The sequence below is a fragment of the uncultured Maribacter sp. genome, from assembly GCF_947500985.1.
In the GTDB taxonomy this organism is placed as follows: Bacteria; Bacteroidota; Bacteroidia; order Flavobacteriales; family Flavobacteriaceae; genus Maribacter.
This window is the reverse complement of the sequence record NZ_CANMTX010000001.1, coordinates 424074-442125: the sequence shown is the minus strand read 5'-3', so window position 1 is coordinate 442125 and position 18052 is coordinate 424074. Positions and strand designations below refer to the sequence as shown.

17 protein-coding genes are annotated in these 18052 nt (G+C 33.9%); 8 read left to right on the top strand and 9 right to left on the bottom strand.

The genetic code is table 11. From position 1 onward, the window contains the following. The first annotated feature begins 5 nt into the window (after positions 1-5). The 4 genes from Q0871_RS01985 to Q0871_RS01970 are packed head-to-tail and all read left to right on the top strand — an operon-like array spanning position 6 to position 2724. The gene (locus Q0871_RS01985; RefSeq protein ID WP_299317285.1) at positions 6-179 is read left to right on the top strand and encodes a hypothetical protein; all 174 of its coding nucleotides are present in this window, start codon (positions 6-8) and stop codon (positions 177-179) included. A gap of 59 nt (positions 180-238) precedes the next feature. Continuing rightward, the gene (locus Q0871_RS01980) at positions 239-388 is read left to right on the top strand and encodes a hypothetical protein (protein ID WP_299317284.1); all 150 of its coding nucleotides are present in this window, start codon (positions 239-241) and stop codon (positions 386-388) included. A 50-nt stretch (positions 389-438) separates the two neighbouring features. Beyond that, the gene (locus Q0871_RS01975) at positions 439-1689 is read left to right on the top strand and encodes a hypothetical protein (RefSeq protein WP_299317283.1); all 1251 of its coding nucleotides are present in this window, start codon (positions 439-441) and stop codon (positions 1687-1689) included. A 39-nt stretch (positions 1690-1728) separates the two neighbouring features. After that, positions 1729-2724, top strand: a complete 996-nt coding sequence (locus Q0871_RS01970; RefSeq protein WP_299317282.1) for a helix-turn-helix domain-containing protein — start codon at positions 1729-1731, stop codon at positions 2722-2724. A 727-nt stretch (positions 2725-3451) separates the two neighbouring features. Here Q0871_RS01970 and Q0871_RS01965 read toward each other — a convergent pair. Beyond that, positions 3452-6916, bottom strand: a complete 3465-nt coding sequence (locus Q0871_RS01965) for a PQQ-dependent sugar dehydrogenase (RefSeq protein WP_299317281.1) — start codon at positions 6914-6916, stop codon at positions 3452-3454. Positions 6917-7756: 840 nt separating this feature from the next. Here Q0871_RS01965 and Q0871_RS01960 point away from each other — a divergent pair. The 4 genes from Q0871_RS01960 (at position 7757) to Q0871_RS01945 (ending at position 10902) form a co-directional block, all read left to right on the top strand. After that, positions 7757-8320, top strand: coding sequence for a TetR/AcrR family transcriptional regulator (locus Q0871_RS01960; protein ID WP_299317280.1), 564 nt, complete (start codon positions 7757-7759; stop codon positions 8318-8320). 50 nt (positions 8321-8370) lie between these two features. Next, positions 8371-8781, top strand: a complete 411-nt coding sequence (locus tag Q0871_RS01955; RefSeq protein ID WP_299317279.1) for a nuclear transport factor 2 family protein — start codon at positions 8371-8373, stop codon at positions 8779-8781. 18 nt (positions 8782-8799) lie between these two features. Beyond that, positions 8800-9768: an alpha/beta hydrolase gene (locus Q0871_RS01950; RefSeq protein ID WP_299317278.1), complete on the top strand. Its 969-nt coding sequence runs from the start codon at positions 8800-8802 to the stop codon at positions 9766-9768. A 156-nt stretch (positions 9769-9924) separates the two neighbouring features. Then, positions 9925-10902, top strand: coding sequence for an alpha/beta hydrolase (locus Q0871_RS01945; protein WP_299317277.1), 978 nt, complete (start codon positions 9925-9927; stop codon positions 10900-10902). Positions 10903-10919: 17 nt separating this feature from the next. On the opposite strand, the gene Q0871_RS01940 is transcribed toward Q0871_RS01945, so the two are convergent. The 8 genes from Q0871_RS01940 to Q0871_RS01905 all read right to left on the bottom strand — a co-directional run bounded on the left by Q0871_RS01940 (position 10920) and on the right by Q0871_RS01905 (position 17810). Continuing rightward, a complete protein-coding gene (locus Q0871_RS01940) occupies positions 10920-11792 on the bottom strand; it encodes an RNA polymerase sigma factor (protein WP_299317276.1) in 873 nt (290 codons plus the stop codon). A gap of 56 nt (positions 11793-11848) precedes the next feature. After that, the gene (locus tag Q0871_RS01935; protein ID WP_299317275.1) at positions 11849-12598 is read right to left on the bottom strand and encodes an SDR family oxidoreductase; all 750 of its coding nucleotides are present in this window, start codon (positions 12596-12598) and stop codon (positions 11849-11851) included. A 417-nt stretch (positions 12599-13015) separates the two neighbouring features. Beyond that, the gene (locus tag Q0871_RS01930; protein WP_027067135.1) at positions 13016-13243 is read right to left on the bottom strand and encodes a CDGSH iron-sulfur domain-containing protein; all 228 of its coding nucleotides are present in this window, start codon (positions 13241-13243) and stop codon (positions 13016-13018) included. Positions 13244-13708: 465 nt separating this feature from the next. Continuing rightward, entirely contained in the window at positions 13709-14308 is a 600-nt protein-coding gene (locus Q0871_RS01925; RefSeq protein ID WP_299317274.1) for a DUF6642 family protein, read from the bottom strand. Positions 14309-14386: 78 nt separating this feature from the next. Continuing rightward, on the bottom strand, positions 14387-15109 hold the full coding sequence (locus tag Q0871_RS01920) for an alpha/beta fold hydrolase (protein ID WP_299317273.1): 723 nt from the start codon (positions 15107-15109) through the stop codon (positions 14387-14389). A gap of 225 nt (positions 15110-15334) precedes the next feature. Next, positions 15335-15901 (bottom strand): hypothetical protein, encoded by a 567-nt coding sequence (locus tag Q0871_RS01915; protein WP_299317272.1) that lies wholly within the window; start codon positions 15899-15901, stop codon positions 15335-15337. 32 nt (positions 15902-15933) lie between these two features. Continuing rightward, complete coding sequence (locus Q0871_RS01910) at positions 15934-16653, bottom strand: NAD(P)-dependent oxidoreductase (RefSeq protein ID WP_299317271.1); 720 nt, start codon at positions 16651-16653, stop codon at positions 15934-15936. A 107-nt stretch (positions 16654-16760) separates the two neighbouring features. Further along, positions 16761-17810, bottom strand: coding sequence for a serine hydrolase (locus Q0871_RS01905; protein WP_299317270.1), 1050 nt, complete (start codon positions 17808-17810; stop codon positions 16761-16763). Positions 17811-18052: the final 242 nt, after the last annotated feature.

The following is an 18052-nucleotide window of genomic DNA, read 5'->3' as shown; positions in this document are numbered from 1 at the left end:
AACAAATGGCAAAAAATGACCCTGTTGGTGACAACGCAAGAAAAGGAGCTGTAAAAGGACGCTCGCAAGTATTAAACACGAAAACAAATCTGTTTGTAAAACGAGATGCAGAAACTGGAAAATTTATGGATGTAAAAACTACAGGCGGTAAGTTTAAAGGAGTTAGAAAAGAAAAGTAAGCCTATAGTTCCTCGGGCTTTATGTGAGGGAATTTCTAGAATTTTAAATTTATGAAATTATGTATTTAAACAAACTTTCAAAAGATGAGATTAGTATTTGTGAGCAAGATTTGTGTTTTACAGCTAAAGGCGAACAGGCAAAAATAATAGGAACAGTAGTGACTGTTGCTTTTGCCTTATTTGCATTGTCAACATTATTAAAATCATAATTATTTAAATGTCCTTAGCAAGACTTTAAACTGCTTTTAAAAGAAAAAATATGGAAGTGAAATTTACCCAAAAACAATTACACCTAGATGCAGATAATAGCTCAGGTAAAATTAAAATTGATAAGCTATGTTCTCTTATTGAGAATCACCCTTATAAAGAAGATATTTATAAAACATTTGATATTGATAGTATAAAAAACGAGTACATCGCTATCGATTTTATTGATTCAATTTATAGTAGAATCAACTATTTTACAACAAAGTATCACCGATATAAAATAATAGCAGAGACGAAAGATATTAATGTATATGAGGAAGCAATTTCAGGTAGTAGCGATACTAATATTATTTTCGATTTTGAGGAGTATGTTGATATTGACGAAGTTAAAGAAAATTTAAAAGCCGTTTCGTTATATGATTCTAAAAACACCTTTTTAGATGAGTATTCGATGACAAAATATGCGAACAGTCTATTCAAAACTGGGCAAGCTTCACTTGCCAACTATAATGTTCAATACTTTAAAGAAAAGGCTTTAAAGAGTGATGGATATAACAAAGAAAGAAGTTATCGCTTAGTTGATAATGAAAATATTACATATCTCCGGGGCATAACTTCAACGCGTTATTATGAATATGGAATTGATTTTACTTTTGTAGTAAGCATGTTAAGTTTACATAAAAATATGAAAGCTAATCCAGGAGTTGAGTATGAAATAAAAAGTGCAGCGATTAGTGAATCCAAACTAGAGATAATTGTATCAGAAAAACATACTAAAGACGCAGGTAATTTTGGTCAGGTATCAACAGCGGTTAAAATCACTACAAATGATTTAGGTACAGGTTCTTTGAATTTTGTAAATGTTATCAATGTTATGCAAAAAGATTCAACTGGTTTCTATTTAATACCTAAAAAAGATTCAATAATTGAAAATAGTTCATTGGTAATAAATCATAATACAAAGCCAGAAAATGTTTTTGTTTCATTACAAACTTTGGATACGATATTTAATACAACAGATAGTTTTATTGATGAGTTAAAAGATGTTAAGACTATTAAAACTCCAGATGAGTTAAGAATGAAAATTCTTGCTAAAATTCAGTCTCCTAGAAGTAGTTTTAAGTCAATTACTAAGCTTTCTGATATCTTCAAACGAAAAATAGATAATGAGGTTAGTAACTTTAAAAAACTTTTAGGAATGTGCAATAAAGCAGAAGAATTACATATAGATTATGATTTAAAAGATAAATTGAGATATATTATTTCTGATATCATACTTTATGGTAACTACAGAGATAAGTAATATACTTTAGTCTTTAAAAAAATACTTTTAAATAGAATTATGAAATACTCACAGATACAGTTTGGAAAAGATTTATATGATTTAGATTATAATGATTTAATTCAATTCTTTAACACGGAAAAGGAAGAAACATTAAATCTAGAATTCAAATCATATCCTGCTCAAGGTAATCCAGCAGAAAAAGAGAATTCAGTATTTAAAGCTATTTGTGGGTTGTTAAATTCTGAAGGTGGAATTATTATTTGGGGAGCACCAGTCGAAGAAAGAAATGCTCAAGGAAATACCACAGCTGAAGGAGCTTTAACACCATTTACAACAGCTTTAGATAGAGATAGATTTATTAACAAAGTTACTGGATTAATTATCCCACTTGCTATAGGTATAAGAGTTCAACAACTTAATGATGCTAACAATGATTCAATATTTGTGATTGAAGTAGAAAAAAGTGATTTCAAACCACACCAATTTAAAGACAAATATTACATCCGTTTGGACGGGCAAACTAAAGTTGCTCCACATTATCTAATAAGTGCAATGATGAAAAGTGTTGATTTCCCAATCGTTAAAGGACACTTAAGATTGAAGAATATAGAAACAGATGGACATAATATTTCTTTAAGATTTAGAAAGGTTGTTTTTAATACATCCCCGTTTAATAATGACTTAAATGTCTTCATTAGAATTGTAGCATCTCCAGGTGTCATTGTTGTAAATAATAATCAATATGCTGGAGATTATCATAGTCCAGGTTTAAAAATATTGAGCAATGGTAGGCCTAGTATGTCCGAGTTTGACTTAATAATTCCTTCAGAACAATTGATTCAGCGAAATAATGAAATACAAATAGTGTTGAATTTTGGAGGAGAAAAGTCACCTTCTAAAGTTTCTTCATATAAATATTCTCTTGCAAATTTAGTGTTAGGAAATGTAGATGATGAAAATACTTTTTTAATAGAAAAAAAAGAAAATAGCTTACCTTCCGATGCTAATAATAAAACAGCAGATGTACAAATTAATGAACTTTTAGATTTATAATCCCATTCCATACACATTCCCACTTCGCTCCTATCGTCGCTTGGGCAAAGAGTATTCCATTACATTTTCAAGAAGTTTTTAGAAAGAAAAAAATAAAAGAAGATTGGAGTAAATAACTTCGCTTTTACCAAAGCAAAGTTTCATAACGCAAGACATTATAGAACAGATTGATATATAAGTAGTTTTGATTCAACACCTTAGCTGTAAGCTATAATTCTATTATGTAAAATATCCCTCGTATTTGTAGCTTTTAGGAGAATTACCAACAGGGTCATCAGCCTTTTAAATTTACGTGGCTTCAATATTCGCACACAGAAAAAACTTTTTAGAAAATTTCAAATTCTCAGAACCCAGGCAACAAACCTTTTAGCTGTAACTATAATTTGTCATTATGTCAAATTGCCGCTAGCAAACGCTCGATTGCTTTTTAAATTCTAAAATGCTGAAAAACGCATTTTAAATTTAAATACAATTTCCAGCCGCTTGCCAACGCCAAAAAAAGCAAAACTTTTAGATTCTTTTGAAATTTGCGATTTATGAGAAACTGTCTGCGAGTAAATTTTTCACAGCATTCTCAGCAGCTTGCCGCAACAGCTAAAAATTATCGCAGCCGCATCAACTCGTAGCTTTTAAATTGATACTTAATCAATTTAAAAATCTCGTGAGATAATTTATTAGCCCTTGCTAACCTATCGTCATGTTTAAAATTGTATACAAAGTATGTATTCTATTGAACTAACAACGTCTTATATTGTGCAGCTTGGTTGAAACTGTAAAACCCAACAACATATATACCACTAGATAAACTATTCGTATCAATTTCGTAGTTGTTTTCTCCTTTCTCCATTAGAATGGATACATGTCGGACTAATTGACCATCAATACGTACCACTCTTATTTCTGCAGCACCTTCTTGTTCTGCAGAAAATTGAAGAATAACTGGTAGGCCACTTATTACAGGGTTTGGAAATAATGTTACCCCGTTTGAGGGTATACTTTCGGAAAGAATGTTTAAACTATTTGCTATTAAGGGCTGGTAGTCCATTTCTTCACCAAAAAGATTACCAGCTTCTTCGAATACCATGTAATTAATTGCTTCTGCATTCGTATGGCTAAGCTCTGTATCACCACATTTTTCTTCTTCGACTAAAATTTGAACGCTAGCAACACTTAGATTTTTATAACGGGCAGCAGCAGCATCGGGTCCATAATATGATTCGATATTTGAAATGAAAATAGGTTCGTTGTTCGAATAATCTTGTGCGAAATCTAAAGTTCTCCATACCTCATTGAATTGCGGAAGCGTTGTTGATACCTCAAACTTTTGTTGCTCTGAAAAAGCACCTGGTTCAATCGCCACCCAACTGATGCGTTCTGATATATGGCCTGACCTGTCCTTATCTTTTTCGTCTACAAGTACTTGCATCGTTGAAGTGCTTAATGTATTTGCATTCATACGCATGGCAACAGTTTCGTTTTCTCTTTCTGTTACCACTTGCGCAAAGGAAACTGGTTTTTCATCAAAGGTATATGGGAAATTTATTTCTGTAAAAACCTCATAACCAGCATCGGATTCTATGTTGCCAGCTTGTAGCATTTTACCATTTTTTAGACGGTAACTGCCTGCTTCTACTACTAAATAAGGTACTGTTTCCGTAATGTGCCACTCATCTAAACAAGACCATTCATCTAACCGAATATCAAAACTCGTTCGTGTTACATCGTTTACCCTAACTGCTAGTTGATGTGCCCCATTGTAAGAAGCTCCTCCTGCAATTATAACTGGGTTCGTATACTCATTATTAAGCACCACGGTACTATATTCATGATTAATGTTGACGGTACCGATTTCCCCGATAACCGGTTCTTCGGCCAAGCCATAAACCCACGACATTAGTACCTTGATATATTCCTCATCTACCATCGTTTTTGCCAAAGGCGGCATCGCATCGGGCCCTACACTATTATCTCTGAGGTATAGTTCTGATTTAAGGTAATCTCCTGGAACAATAATTTTTTCGCTATGCGAACCTGCACTAGCGACCATTTGATCAATAAGGCCCTGCGCTTCCAGCGGTGTCGTAATTCTTGCATCGAACCCAGCATCTACGCCACCTGGCATATGACAGTAAGCGCAATTGGCATCCAAATAGGAACGTACCTTTAACTCATCTGATGCCAATGGATCATTTAAGGGTACATTTTTTATATAGTCTTCCGAATCACTCAAAGCTGTACTAAAAATGTTCAAATGCTTTAATGTGTTTAATTGATTATCCGTAATGCCCGTGTTCGGGTAGGTATAATTTCCATTCAACTGTTGCGTATTGATACCTAAACTTTGCCCTGCGTTAGCATTATGACAATTGACACATTCGCTAGAGCTTGGATAATGCCAGGTTTGCACATAATTTGTGCCATTGATAGCAGAAATTTGAAAGTCTTCTTGGTCACCATTAAATAAAAGTTCAGCATCACTACCATCTGGTAGCCACTTATAGGTTACACCATAAGTGCTACCTGCTTCTCCGATAATCATAAATCTCGTTTCTAAAGGTCTAGTTTCGGATGGGTTATTTTCATCTAACGCAAGTTTAAAATGTTTTATAAACACGGTACCCTCAGGAAATTGCCAAGGATTTTCTGATTCAAAAGAGATTTGTTCTTCAACGCTATCGAATTCGCCATCGTTTGGTAAAACAATCCAACGTTCTTTAGCTGCACGGTCTGACCATAATGGGGTATTAACTGTATAGGGAATTAGCGTTTCGTTAGCGGTCAATGGCGTAAGTGAACTAAAAGCACCAACTTGAGAAAGTAATTGCGGAAATTCTTCAATATTTAAATCACTACGTTCCAATACAAAAATGTTGCCTGCTGTAGTAATACCCATGATATCGCCTAACGGACTTTCAAAAAGGGTGTAAGCAGCCGGTACATTTGGTAAATTGTCTACAGCAGTTTCGCCTGTTTCTTTGTTGTAACCAACCATCCACGCATTTTTCTTAGAAATATCAGCAAACATAACTTTGCCATAATACTCAGGCCATTTGGTTCCTCGATAAACAGATCCTAAATATGAATTTGAAGCTTGATTTCTTTCTGGGCTAAATATCGGTTCTGTTAGGATGCCAATAAATGGATTAGGCATAGGTTCTGTAGGTTCTCTACGATCCCATACTACTTCGCCGGTTGAACCTACTCTGTAGGGCCAACCGTAATTATGACCATTTTGTAAAAGGTTTACTTCTTCCCCACTCCATGGACCGACCTCACTTATCCAAACTTCTCCTGTTAATGGGTCTACTGCCAATTTCCATGGATTTCTTTGACCAATGGTAAAGTACTCTTCCATATTTACCCCTTCTGGTGAAACCCAAGGGTTGTCATTGGGTATGTAATAACCATTTCCTGATATTTCGCCTTCAAAGGTTTGAGGTAATTTTTTTACTGGTTGATGACTTTTTTCCGGGTCTTGGTTTACGTCTATACGCATAACTCCACCAACCAGATTACCTTCTAGATTCTGTACGTAATTTTCAATCATTGGAACAACATCGTCACTACCTCCTCCACTACCGTCACCAAATGGTATATAAAGAAAACCATCACCGCCAAAACCAAGTTCACCTACAGAATGGTAAGAAATTCCCGGTCCCAAAAGTTCAATCATTTTAAGCTCAGAATCTCTTTCCAGAAGATCAGTTGCTTCATTTACCGAATACCTGCTTACTTTCCGGGTATGCTCATTGGTAACAGAACTGATGTATACAAAATTTCGATTAGGAGAATTAGGATTTCCAAATTCAGGATGAAAGGCTAAACCTTTAAGTCCAATACGACTACTGGAGGAAGTAAACCCGCCATCAGGTGCAATGTTCCATACCTTATCGGAAAGTGTATTGGCATCAAAATCATAAAAATTAATATTCCCGTTGGTTCTAACGAAAGCTATGTTATTAGTGTTCGGTACTCTACGTGCAGATATTATTCCTCTTATTCCAGTAACATCATGGGTTGTCCATTCCAAATTTGAAGATAACTGACTTGGAAATGCATAATTCAAATAGGGGGTTACAGGAGCTACACTCGTAAGTCCGGGTTGATAGAATAATGGTGATGCTGCAATAGTAAGTAAGAAAAGTGTTGAAATTAAAAGTGATTTTTTAAATTTAGGGTAGTTTTTTGGCATCTTTTCTTGGTTTTAAAGCTGTAAATTTCTCCCGGAATAAGGTAATTTATGTAAAACTATTTAATCAGCTTGGCTTACACAAAACTTGAGTTTTAAATACGACTAAGAGTTAGAATATTTGGATGTATTACACATTACATCTAAACACGTTTCTGATTTTGCGGTGCTGGCTGTACTACCAGTGCATAGAAAAAATTTAAAAGTAACTCATTAGGGTATTTCGTGGTTCAATAATATTTGAAGTTTAATACCATTCCAAACACATTATACTCCCCTCCTACGGTCGGCTCGTATAATAAGTGTTCCATTACCTTTTGAGAAGAAAGTTTTTAGAAGAAAAAAATAAAAGAAGATTAGAAAAAATAACTTCGCTTTTACCAAAGCAAAGTTACATAACGCGGAACATTATAGAACATTTATAGCAGATTGCAGATTAACGAATAGCGTATTTTCGCGCTATTTTATATAGTTACTTTATAAGCCCTGTAAGAGGATTATAACAGAGTAATTATGTAAAAGCTAATTTGCGGGAAGCTTGTAACAAAGTTTAATCCAATTAATTATAATGATACCATGTAAAATATCACTGAACCGCTCAGAATTAATCAAAATTTTACAGCAGGTCATCAACGTGTTTAATTACGTAGATTAAATATTCGCGCTAAGAAAAATAAATTTAAAAAATTTCAAATCCACAAAGCTAACATAGAAACCTAGTAGTTGGATTTATATTTGTTGCATGTAGAATAACGAGCACTTAATGATTGATTCCTATAAAAAATTTTTATCTCATAATTTACCAATCGTTCGGTAATTAATAATTTATATTACCTTTGCAGCATGAGACCACAAAAAGTACAGGATAAAGATATCATGATGAGCCTAGTAAAAACTTTTCGTTCTAAAGGTTACGATGGTGCTAGTCTTGCAGACTTAGCGGAAAGTACGGGCTTAAAAAAAGCAAGTCTTTACCATCGCTTTCCAAAGGGAAAAGAAGAAATGGCTACCGCAGTTCTAAAAGATATAGACGAATGGGTAGAAGAACATATTGTGAAAGCATTAATGAATGAAAATAAAACGCCTATAGAGCGATTAATTAACGGACTGGATCAAATCCGAACTTCTTACGACGGAGGAAAAGAAAGCTGTATTTTCAGAGCATTATCCTTAGGTCAAAGTTTAGAATTATTTGATGTTCATATTAAAAATGGAATGAATAAATGGATTACCGTATTTAAAAATGTTGGTATTTCATTTGGCTTATCAGATGCTGATGCTCTTAAACAAGCCATGAATACACTAATTAAAATACAAGGAAGTCTTATTGTAACCAAAGGTTTAAACGATTTATCAATTTTTGAAACTACATTAAAGGAAATCGAAGACTCTTATTTAAAACAATAAAAAAATTTATAATATTATATTACCGAATGTTCGGTAATTAACTATGGTTTATGGAAAAGAAATATCCCCTACCCCCTTTCAATTATGAAACGGCAAAACAGAAAATTCAATTAGCGGAAGATGCTTGGAACAGTAAAGATCCTGTAAAAATAGCTCAAGCGTATACCATTGATTCTGAATGGCGTAATCGAAATCAGTTTATTAATGGAAGAGACAACATACAAGCTTTTCTAACACATAAATGGGAAAACGAATTAAATTATGTACTCAGAAAAGAGCTTTGGGCGTACCAAGGTAACCGCATTGCCGTGAGGTTTGAGTATGAATATAGAGATACAAAAGGGCAATGGTTTAGAGCCTACGGTAACGAAAACTGGGAATTTGACAAAAATGGATTGATGCAAAAAAGATATGCCAGTATCAATGACCTTAAAATAAACGAAACAGAAAGAAAATTATAATCTTGTAAAACTACCTCAATGAAAAAAACAAATCTCCTAATGCTATTAGTAGTCTTTCTAATATTAGCATGTAAAGAAATAAAGGCTCAAAGTACTATAGATAATTCAATTTTGAGACAAAAAACACTAATGACAAAATTTAAAACCTTAGAAGTTAATGGTGTACATATTGCTTATAGAGAAGCCGGTAATCCAGAAAACCCAACTATTGTTTTGTTACACGGCTTCCCATCTTCTTCTCACCAATACAGAAAAGTTTTAAATCAATTATCTGATACGTACCATTTAATAGCTCCCGATTATCCTGGCTTTGGTAATAGTGATTTTCCTGATTCAAAAGACTATGAATATACTTTTGATAACCTCTCAGTAACCATAGATGCGTTTCTAGAAAAAAAAGAAGTTTCATCGTATGCGTTAATGATTCAAGATTTTGGAGCTCCCGTTGGTTTTAGAATTGCAACAGCACACCCTGAAAGGGTTACCGCCATTATAAATCAAAATGGAAATGCTTACGAAGAAGGTTTGGGAGAAGCTTGGGCTGACGTTAGAGCACTATGGAAAGACAGAAATAAGCAAACAGAAGAGGCGCTATTACCTGTTTTTTCTTTAGAAGGTTTAAAATGGCAATATACACACGGAGTTAGAAATGTAGAAAATATAAATCCTGATACTTGGCATTTAGATTATTTGAGATTATCTAGACCAAATGCTCATGCTGTTAATTTAGACTTGTTTTATGACTATCAGAATAACATTAAATTATATCCTAAATGGCAAAAATATTTAAGAGACAATCAACCTCCCTTGTTAGTTGTTTGGGGTAAAAATGATGCTTTTTTTCCTGAAAGCGGTGCAGCTGCATTCAAGAAAGATGTTAAGAATATTGATTATAATATTTACGACACAGGTCATTTTGCACTAGAAGAAGATGGAGATAAAATCATTGAAAAAATCAGAAGTTTCATGTCAAATACTGTAAAGTAATTAGACATTTGAAACCAAAAATTGGATTATTAACAATAAAGCATCATGCAGCGTTTTTAGATTTTCCTCCGTTAAATATTCTTAGTGCCGATTAACAATCTTATAAAATAGCTTTAAAAACGTAGCTCTTCATGAGTTTCGATAATTACTTAGCAAATGAAAAATATCATTCTTGTATTTAGCGCCCTATTTTTAATGATAATAGGGTGTAATACCCCTAAAGTGAATACTGTTGTAGCTGAATCGTTTTTCCTCCCCCCTCCTACTACCTATAATTATATAGAGGTTAACGATGTGAAATTGTTTTATAGGGAAGCTGGTGACCCTAGCAAACCTACCATCGTTTTATTACACGGTTATCCATCTTCTTCGCATAGTTATAGAAATTTGATTCCGATGTTGGCTAATCATTATCATATTATTGCACCCGATAATCTGGGTTCTGGTTATAGTGACCACCCAAACCCCAATACTACATCGTATACCTTTGACCTACTTGCCGATTATACAGATGCTTTATTAGAGCAACTAAATATTGATAATTACATTATGTATATGCAAGATTTTGGGGCTCCTGTTGGGTATCGTATGATGATGAAAAATCCTAAAAGAATAAGCGCTTTAATTGTTCAAAACGCTAATGCCTATTTAGATGGATTAACACCAAAGCGACAAGATTTTTTTAGAAATGCACAACAGGATACGTCTCAAACAGAGGTTGACTTTTTGTACTCCATAACCAGTAGAGAGGTAACTATTAACAAACAATATTTATTTGATATTGATTCGGTAAACTATAAAATTCAAAGTCCCGATGCGTGGACACATGATTTGTCTTTTTTACAAAAGCCGTCAGATAGATATATACAAGTACAATTATTTCAAGATTATTATACCAATTTATTGTCTTATCCTACTTGGCAAAAAATGTTGAAAGAAACGCAACCTAAAACACTTATTGTTTGGGGCGCTAAAGATTTAAAATTCAATGCTAATGGAGCAAAAGCATATTTAAGAGATTTACCAAATGCTGAATTGCACTTATTGGATGCAGGTCATTTTGCCGTCGAAGAAAAAACAAGTGACGTTGCAGAACTAATTCTGAAATTTCTAAAAAAAGAGAATATTAAATAACGATAGTTATGCCTATTCTATAAATCTAAAATTGATTTTATGAGATCGTTATTCAGTATTTCATCAACTATTTTTGATGCTTGTATAGGAGTTTGTGCAGGGTGACTTTGAAATACTTTTTTATTCAATTCGTCTACCGTATTCGTAAACTGAGTGGCTTTATTCATTGAAAGCTCGCTAATTTCTGAAGTATATCTTGTGTTAAATTTTAGGTTAACCGGATCTACTTTACCTTCTGTTATGTAACCTCTTGTTTTTTTAGAACATCTACATGGGTTGTTTGTATTTACCAATCCACATTTTTTATTCATCCAGTTATACAGCTCTTTACGAGAACGCATTAACTTAATTCTAAAATTACCAGGTGTAATTCCTAAAATTTCTCCACCAAGATTATGATCTATATCAAACATTTCGCCTAAAATATAAATCATGCGTTGTTCTTTAGACAAGCAAAGCAACATACCAGTAGTACAATTTATTCTAATTTCTTCTATAGTATCTCTAAACTCTTTTTCTTCTTGGTCATTTAATTCAAAACTCGGAACATTGTCAATTTCATTAAAATAGCTTTCAAAGTTCACGACGCGTAACTGCGCCTTTTTCTTTTTATCATTTAAAAAATGGTTCACCGTAATACGATATAACCAAGTTCTAAATTTACTTTCGCCTTTAAATTTGGCTAAAGCGGTAATCACTTTTATAAAAACTTCTTGAGTAACATCTTCAGCATCAGCTACATTACCCAGCATTTTTAAGGCTAGATTGTAAACAAAAAGTTGATGACGAACAATGAGTGTTTGAAGTGCTTTCTTGTCACCATCTATTGATAACTGTACCAACTCAGTGTCACTACTATCCGTATAGCTATCTGGAAAAAAATTTGTCATAATATAAATTTTAAAAGCCTCATATATAGAACAATAAATGAGGCTTTTAATTATAATTATATAGAGTTAATTCCGCCTTGCACAGCAATTTCTTCACCGGCAATGTATGATGAATCGTCAGAAGCTAAAAATAATACAGCCTTTGCTACTTCATCAGGATTTCCAAAACGCTTTAAAGCTGTTTGTGCTGTAATCGCTTCAGCTGCACCAGCAAGGACGTCATCAGGTAAACCAATTTTACCCCAGAAAGGTGTACCGATTGGACCAGGACTTACTGCATTTACACGTATTCCTCTATCTGCAAGTTCAGCAGAAGAAACACGAACTAAAGAACGTAGAGCTGCTTTACTAGCACTTAATAAGCTACTTCCACCAAAACCAACTTCATTTAAATATGATGTAGTAATAACTACAGAAGCTTTGTTATTTAAATATTTAATTCCTTTTTGTAATGTAAAGAAGTTTCCTTTAAAGTTTACATCCATCATATCATCAAAAAATGCTTCATCTGTATCTCCTACAGGAGACAATTTTCCTTTACCTACATTAATGAATAATGTATCAACGCCACCAAATTTAGATTTAGTTTCTGAAAACAAACGCTCTAAATCGGCATGGTTTGTAACATCTCCTTTTACAGCATGACTATTAGATCCTAATTGTTTTACTGCAGCGTCTAAAGCTTCTTGACCTCTACTAAAGATCACAACTTTAGCACCGTTATTAATAAACTCTTGCGCAGTAGCTAAACCAATACCACTTGCACCACCTGTTATTACTGCTACTTTACCTTCTAACTTTCCCATTATTTTTGTTTTTTTAAATAAATTGAACATATTATTATTGTATCTATAACTTGGACAATGAAAAAACAGTGGTGTTACAAAACTTTTGAAATAAGCTTAAAAAAAGTAAATCTATAAGGGTGTAATAGGGATGTTTATATAGTTGTTAAATCCTATGCAATAGACATACGCACTTCGCTGATATCTTCGCTTAGGTAAAGCGTATTCTATATCAATTTTATGGAGATTTTAGAAAGAAAAAAAGTAATAAAGGCATTGACAACATTGACCGCGCAGTATTACTATAAAAAAAAACTAAATTTTTAATTTTATGCTGTAACCAAAGCTCAAGTTACATAACGCAGGAGATTATAGAACAAAAAGTTATTATTGCTTTTTTATGAGAGAAGTCCATTAAAAAGCAATAATTCATATGTTTTATTTCTTTTTCATTGGTGGTAAATCGAAAGCTGTTGCTTCGTGTTCAAAATGATTTCTGTGTGAACCATCGCAAAAAGGTTTGTTATTAGAAAGTCCGCAACGACATATACCTAACGCTGTTCTACCTTGTAAGTTATATGAATTACCTTGGCTATCTACAATTTCAAAATCTCCTTCTACTTTTACAGACCCATTACTATTTATGGTTAGTTTTGTTTTGCTCATACTATTAAATTCTTTTATTTGATTTTGGTAAAAATAGGAATATAGATTTAATTTTTATCGTGAATAATTAAGAGTTATTAATTTTAAAACAACTTGTAATTGCTTCTTTTATTTATACTCTTTATCAACGTAAATTTCACTTTAATTCCTAACAATATGTAAATTGGCAGTACGTCAGAAGTTGAAATACCAATTGGCACCGAAACGACTATACATCTTAAAAATACGGGAGGAAATACGGGCTGCTTTATCAGTACTATAGCACTTACAGGTGATGCTATAAATCAGTATAAAATTGAGTCAAAAGGTGACCATATTTTGGTGCCAACAGGCGAAGAAATGGCTATTGTTATTAGACATATAGGTAATTCGTCGAATCAACAAGCAGGTTTGAAAATTGTCTATAACGGCGATCAAGTAATTGAAATCAAATTGAAGAGTAAGTGATTTGTTTTAAGTAGAAATTTAATAATACAATCTAAAATCAAGCAACTTGCAGACATTGTAATGCCTTTGGTGTAATTCTTCTACCACCTCAAACATATCATCATCTTCTTTAAATAAGTTGAAGAAGGCTTTGTCTAGGTTTGCGCTGCTTATGCCATTAAAAGCATTACCGTAACCAGAAACGGCTTTTGCACCAGTGATATCTAAAAAATACTGTGATTCTTCTTCGTCTAAATCTAAAATTTTGGCATTAGAGAAATGTAAAATCTTTCCTTTTAATTGACCTTCAAAGATTTCTGCAATCTCTTGTAAACTATAGTAGTAATTATTTAGACAGATGCTATTTGCCTCACCGGCCATCACCAAATAGATGATCTCGTAGTCCTTAAAATTATGATCATCTAAGACCAGTGTATTTAAGCTTTCTTCTAGTCCTTCTATGGTATCGCATGTTTTGTAGATACTTGCAATGCCATATTTCATGGCTAGTTGTTCTAAGCTTTCTTGTGCTTCAGTAACCTTTTCATTTTCAATATCATCAACTCCTTCTAAACAGTAAATAAACTGATCTTCGTCAATTGATTGTTCTTGGGGTAATTGTTGTCTTTTTTCTAGCAAGCTTTTGTATTTATTTGGGGTGTATGAAATACAAAATTACTGTAACTATTTTATACTTTTTAGTGTTTTTGGATTAAACTATAACTGCTTTAAAAAGTTTTTTACGGCGTTCCAATAGCCATCATTATCCTCAAACTTTTCCCACAACGCGCGCGAACCGTGATTTCCTTTGGTTGCCGGTACATAGGTTAATTTTGTTGTGGTAGGTATAGCATCGTTTATGGCTGCCCAATTATCTTGTTCGTTTTGCGCAGAAGTAATAAACGTTGGTACTTTAATGTGTGCAGCACTATTTTTTATGAAATCGTCTTTGCCAAAATATTCTCCCGGAGAAAAAGCCATTGCGGCATCTACGCTGTCAGGGTAGTCACCTGCATATTTAAGTACCAAAGAAGAAGAGTAAGAGCTGCCCCAGATAACTATTTTCTTTGGCGTATATGTCTTTTTTACATAAGCTACGGTTGCCTCAATATCTTGAAAAGCGTCTAGGTATTTAACCTCTTTCCCTGCTTCTGCCGCTCTTTGGTTGGTTTGGTTGGTAACGGAATTTACCGCTCCACCAGAACGTTGGTCAATTGCCAAGCAGCTATAGCCCAAAGTGTTAAGTTTAGGCGCTATTTCTTTGTATTCTCCACGGCTCCATCCTGCTTGATGAAAAAGCAGTATAAAGGTTTCGCTTCCTTTGGCTTCATAGAAATCTGCTGTTATCAGTAGACCGTCTTTAGAAGGAAAGTCTATAGTTTTCTGTGCGAACATACAAATGGAGCTTAAGCTTAAAACAAAGGAGAAAATCGTTTTCATAAATAGCGTTGTTAGGTTATACATGCATGAGTCTACCATTACTGCATTTGCTTACAAAAAGTGGAGAATAAATCTTTTTGCAAGACCCAGATATAGCGTATTGATTCTGGGGTGTGTGAAATACCAAATTAGGGTAACTGTTTATACTTTTTTATTTGTTAGATATGAGTTGTAATAAATAGTGCCTCCCTCCCATTGATAGTTATTGGGGTTTTGCTAATGCTGCTAATTTTTGCTTCTAGGTTTCAACTTACGAAAACCAAGTATCATCAAGACGACTATTAAAACTAAAAAATAAATAGTGGTAGAGCTACTTTTAATAATTGAAAACATACTGGTGATGTTTACAGAAGTCTCTGTAACAGTTGGGTAGGTATTTAGCATGGAAATAATACCGATGTTTTCAATATAATCCGCTATACCGGCAATTATGGGCAATAGACACAGATATAAGTAATTAGGGTTCAATTTAGGTAGTTTGGTGAGGAAATAAGCCAGTACTGCTGCATAAGAAATACCAAAGAGTAATGGATAAATCATATCTACAGGAATTTGTTTGGTGAGATACGTTTGGCGACCAATATCTCCTAGTGTATGAAAAAGGGTATTTACAACCTCTAAATCATATCCTGTGGGCATCATATCCAATAATTGCAATCCGTTCGAGAAATCCACAGTTGCCGGAATGGTAACTAAAAGCATATACGCATAAACGATATTGGTGAGTAAAAAAAGCACCAGCACCTTCTTGCCAGAATGTTGTTTTTCTAACTGTTTTATAAATCCTTTCATCTTACTACTATGATATTTAACTAATTGCCTTGCTATGAACTATAGATAACCGGCATCTGCCCTATCCATTCTTTCCATAAATTTTCATTGGTGATGAGGTTGGCCATGAAATTCGCCACATTTATGCGACTCACTTTACCGGCATTAAATATGGCACTACGCGTAGGTGAAGGAAAAATTTCATAATCGCTAACCTGGTCTTCGTTTATTAATCCGTCTGGTCTTACAGCTACCCATTCCACGGCCCAGTTGTTCTGACCAATTTGGGTGCGTAGATAATCTGCCGCCTTTTCATTATCTACATGTGGCGGAAGTAATAGGCGAAGCAGACCAATGACACATTTTTGGGCGAAAGAAATACGTTCGTCCAAATCACGATTTCGATTTCCGGTTGTATTCATCAGAACAAACTGTGTAGTGCGTTCTAATTCATTAGATTTTATGGCATTGCATAAACGTTTTGTAGCATTGGTAACCAATTTTCTGGGGTCACCATAGATACCCTTCCAGGTTAAATTGTGCCCTAAGCACGATGCTACTGCATCGCAATCTTTGACTATATTTTCTATTTCATAATTGCTTAATGCTAAAATACTCGCAGTGATAATTTGAAGATTTTCATTGTTCTTCCATGATTCAGGGAGCTTATGGGGAGAACGTACAATTACTTTTACGCAGTGTTGTTGCAAAAGAAGTTGCGCTACCAATTGGCTACCTGTGGCACCACTGGCGCCGACAACTAAAACTTTCATATTGATTGATTGATTGATGATTTGACTGTAAGACGATAAAATGCTAAAATTGTTACAGATTTTAGTATGTATATATTTAATTTTAAGTTAGTTATGATATATTATGGCTATTTGGCTTTACGTAATATTTTAACCACACGGCTATGGGTAATTTGTAATAAATTCCATTGATAGCCTTCAAAATCGGTCGTGTTCATAAATTGAACAACTACGGCGTCAATATCCTTATGATATTCAGCCATACTTTGGTAACCGGGTATTAATCCGCCATGATTAAATTCATAGATAGATGCATATATTTCCATCTCTTTTTCAGTAAGTAGAGTGCCATCGTTTAAAGCCCTTAGAAATATACCCACATCTTCGGCAGAAGCAATCATAGAGCGATAATCGGTCGTTTTAATATCCTTTTCAACACCAATATAATAGCCGCTCATTAAGTCAGCCATGTCTATTTCATCCATAGAGCCGTAAGTATTATGAAGTTTTAAGGGTACTAGTATGTTTTCCTTTATAAACTGAAAATTAGGTTTGCCCGTTACCTTTTCTACAAGCATGGAAAGCAATAGATAATTGGTATTAGAATAGGCATAATCTGCATTGGGTGCAAAATCAGCAGACTTACCCAAAATAAGAGCTAAAGCATCTTCACTAGATTTTGGCGGCTCGTTCCAGAAGTTTGGTGTATCGGTTAAATTAGGGATTCCGCTTCTATGTTGTACCATCATTCTAACGGTGATCTTTTCTGCATTTTCAATTTGTCCAACAAGCTCAGGAAAGTAATCGGCAAGAGTTTTGTCCAGCGATAAACGGTTCTCATAAACTAATTTGGTAATTGCTACGGCATCGTATAATTTACTGATACTGGCAATTTTGAAAAGTGCTTTTGGATTAACTGGAATTTTATTTTCAGTGTTATGATAACCAGCGCCATAAAACGCCGGAGGCTTACCGGCTTCATCTAAATATACAATGACTCCGTCAAATCCGTAACCTAAAGTTTGATCTACTTGTTCTTGAACCGTATTCGGTAACGGTAAAATCCAAGCTTTCACTAAAATCCATGGTACAAACCATAAAGAAATGAAGGTACTGGCAAATAATATGATTCTGAAAATTTGTTTTTTCTTACTGGTCTTTGGTTTGGCATGTTCCATGTTTCGATGCTGTCCGTTTGATTGATGATGCAAACCTATATGGAATTAAGATTACATTAAATTGAGAATTACCGAATTGTAATTTAATTGGGATGAATTGAATGAATTCTCATGAACATATCAGTAATTGAACCTTCAACTTTCTTTTGATGTATTACTGAATTACATTACTTAACCTTGGTCTGTTCGAAAAAAAAATAAACTATTCCATTTTAAGAATCACATTCCCCTTCAAATTCTTA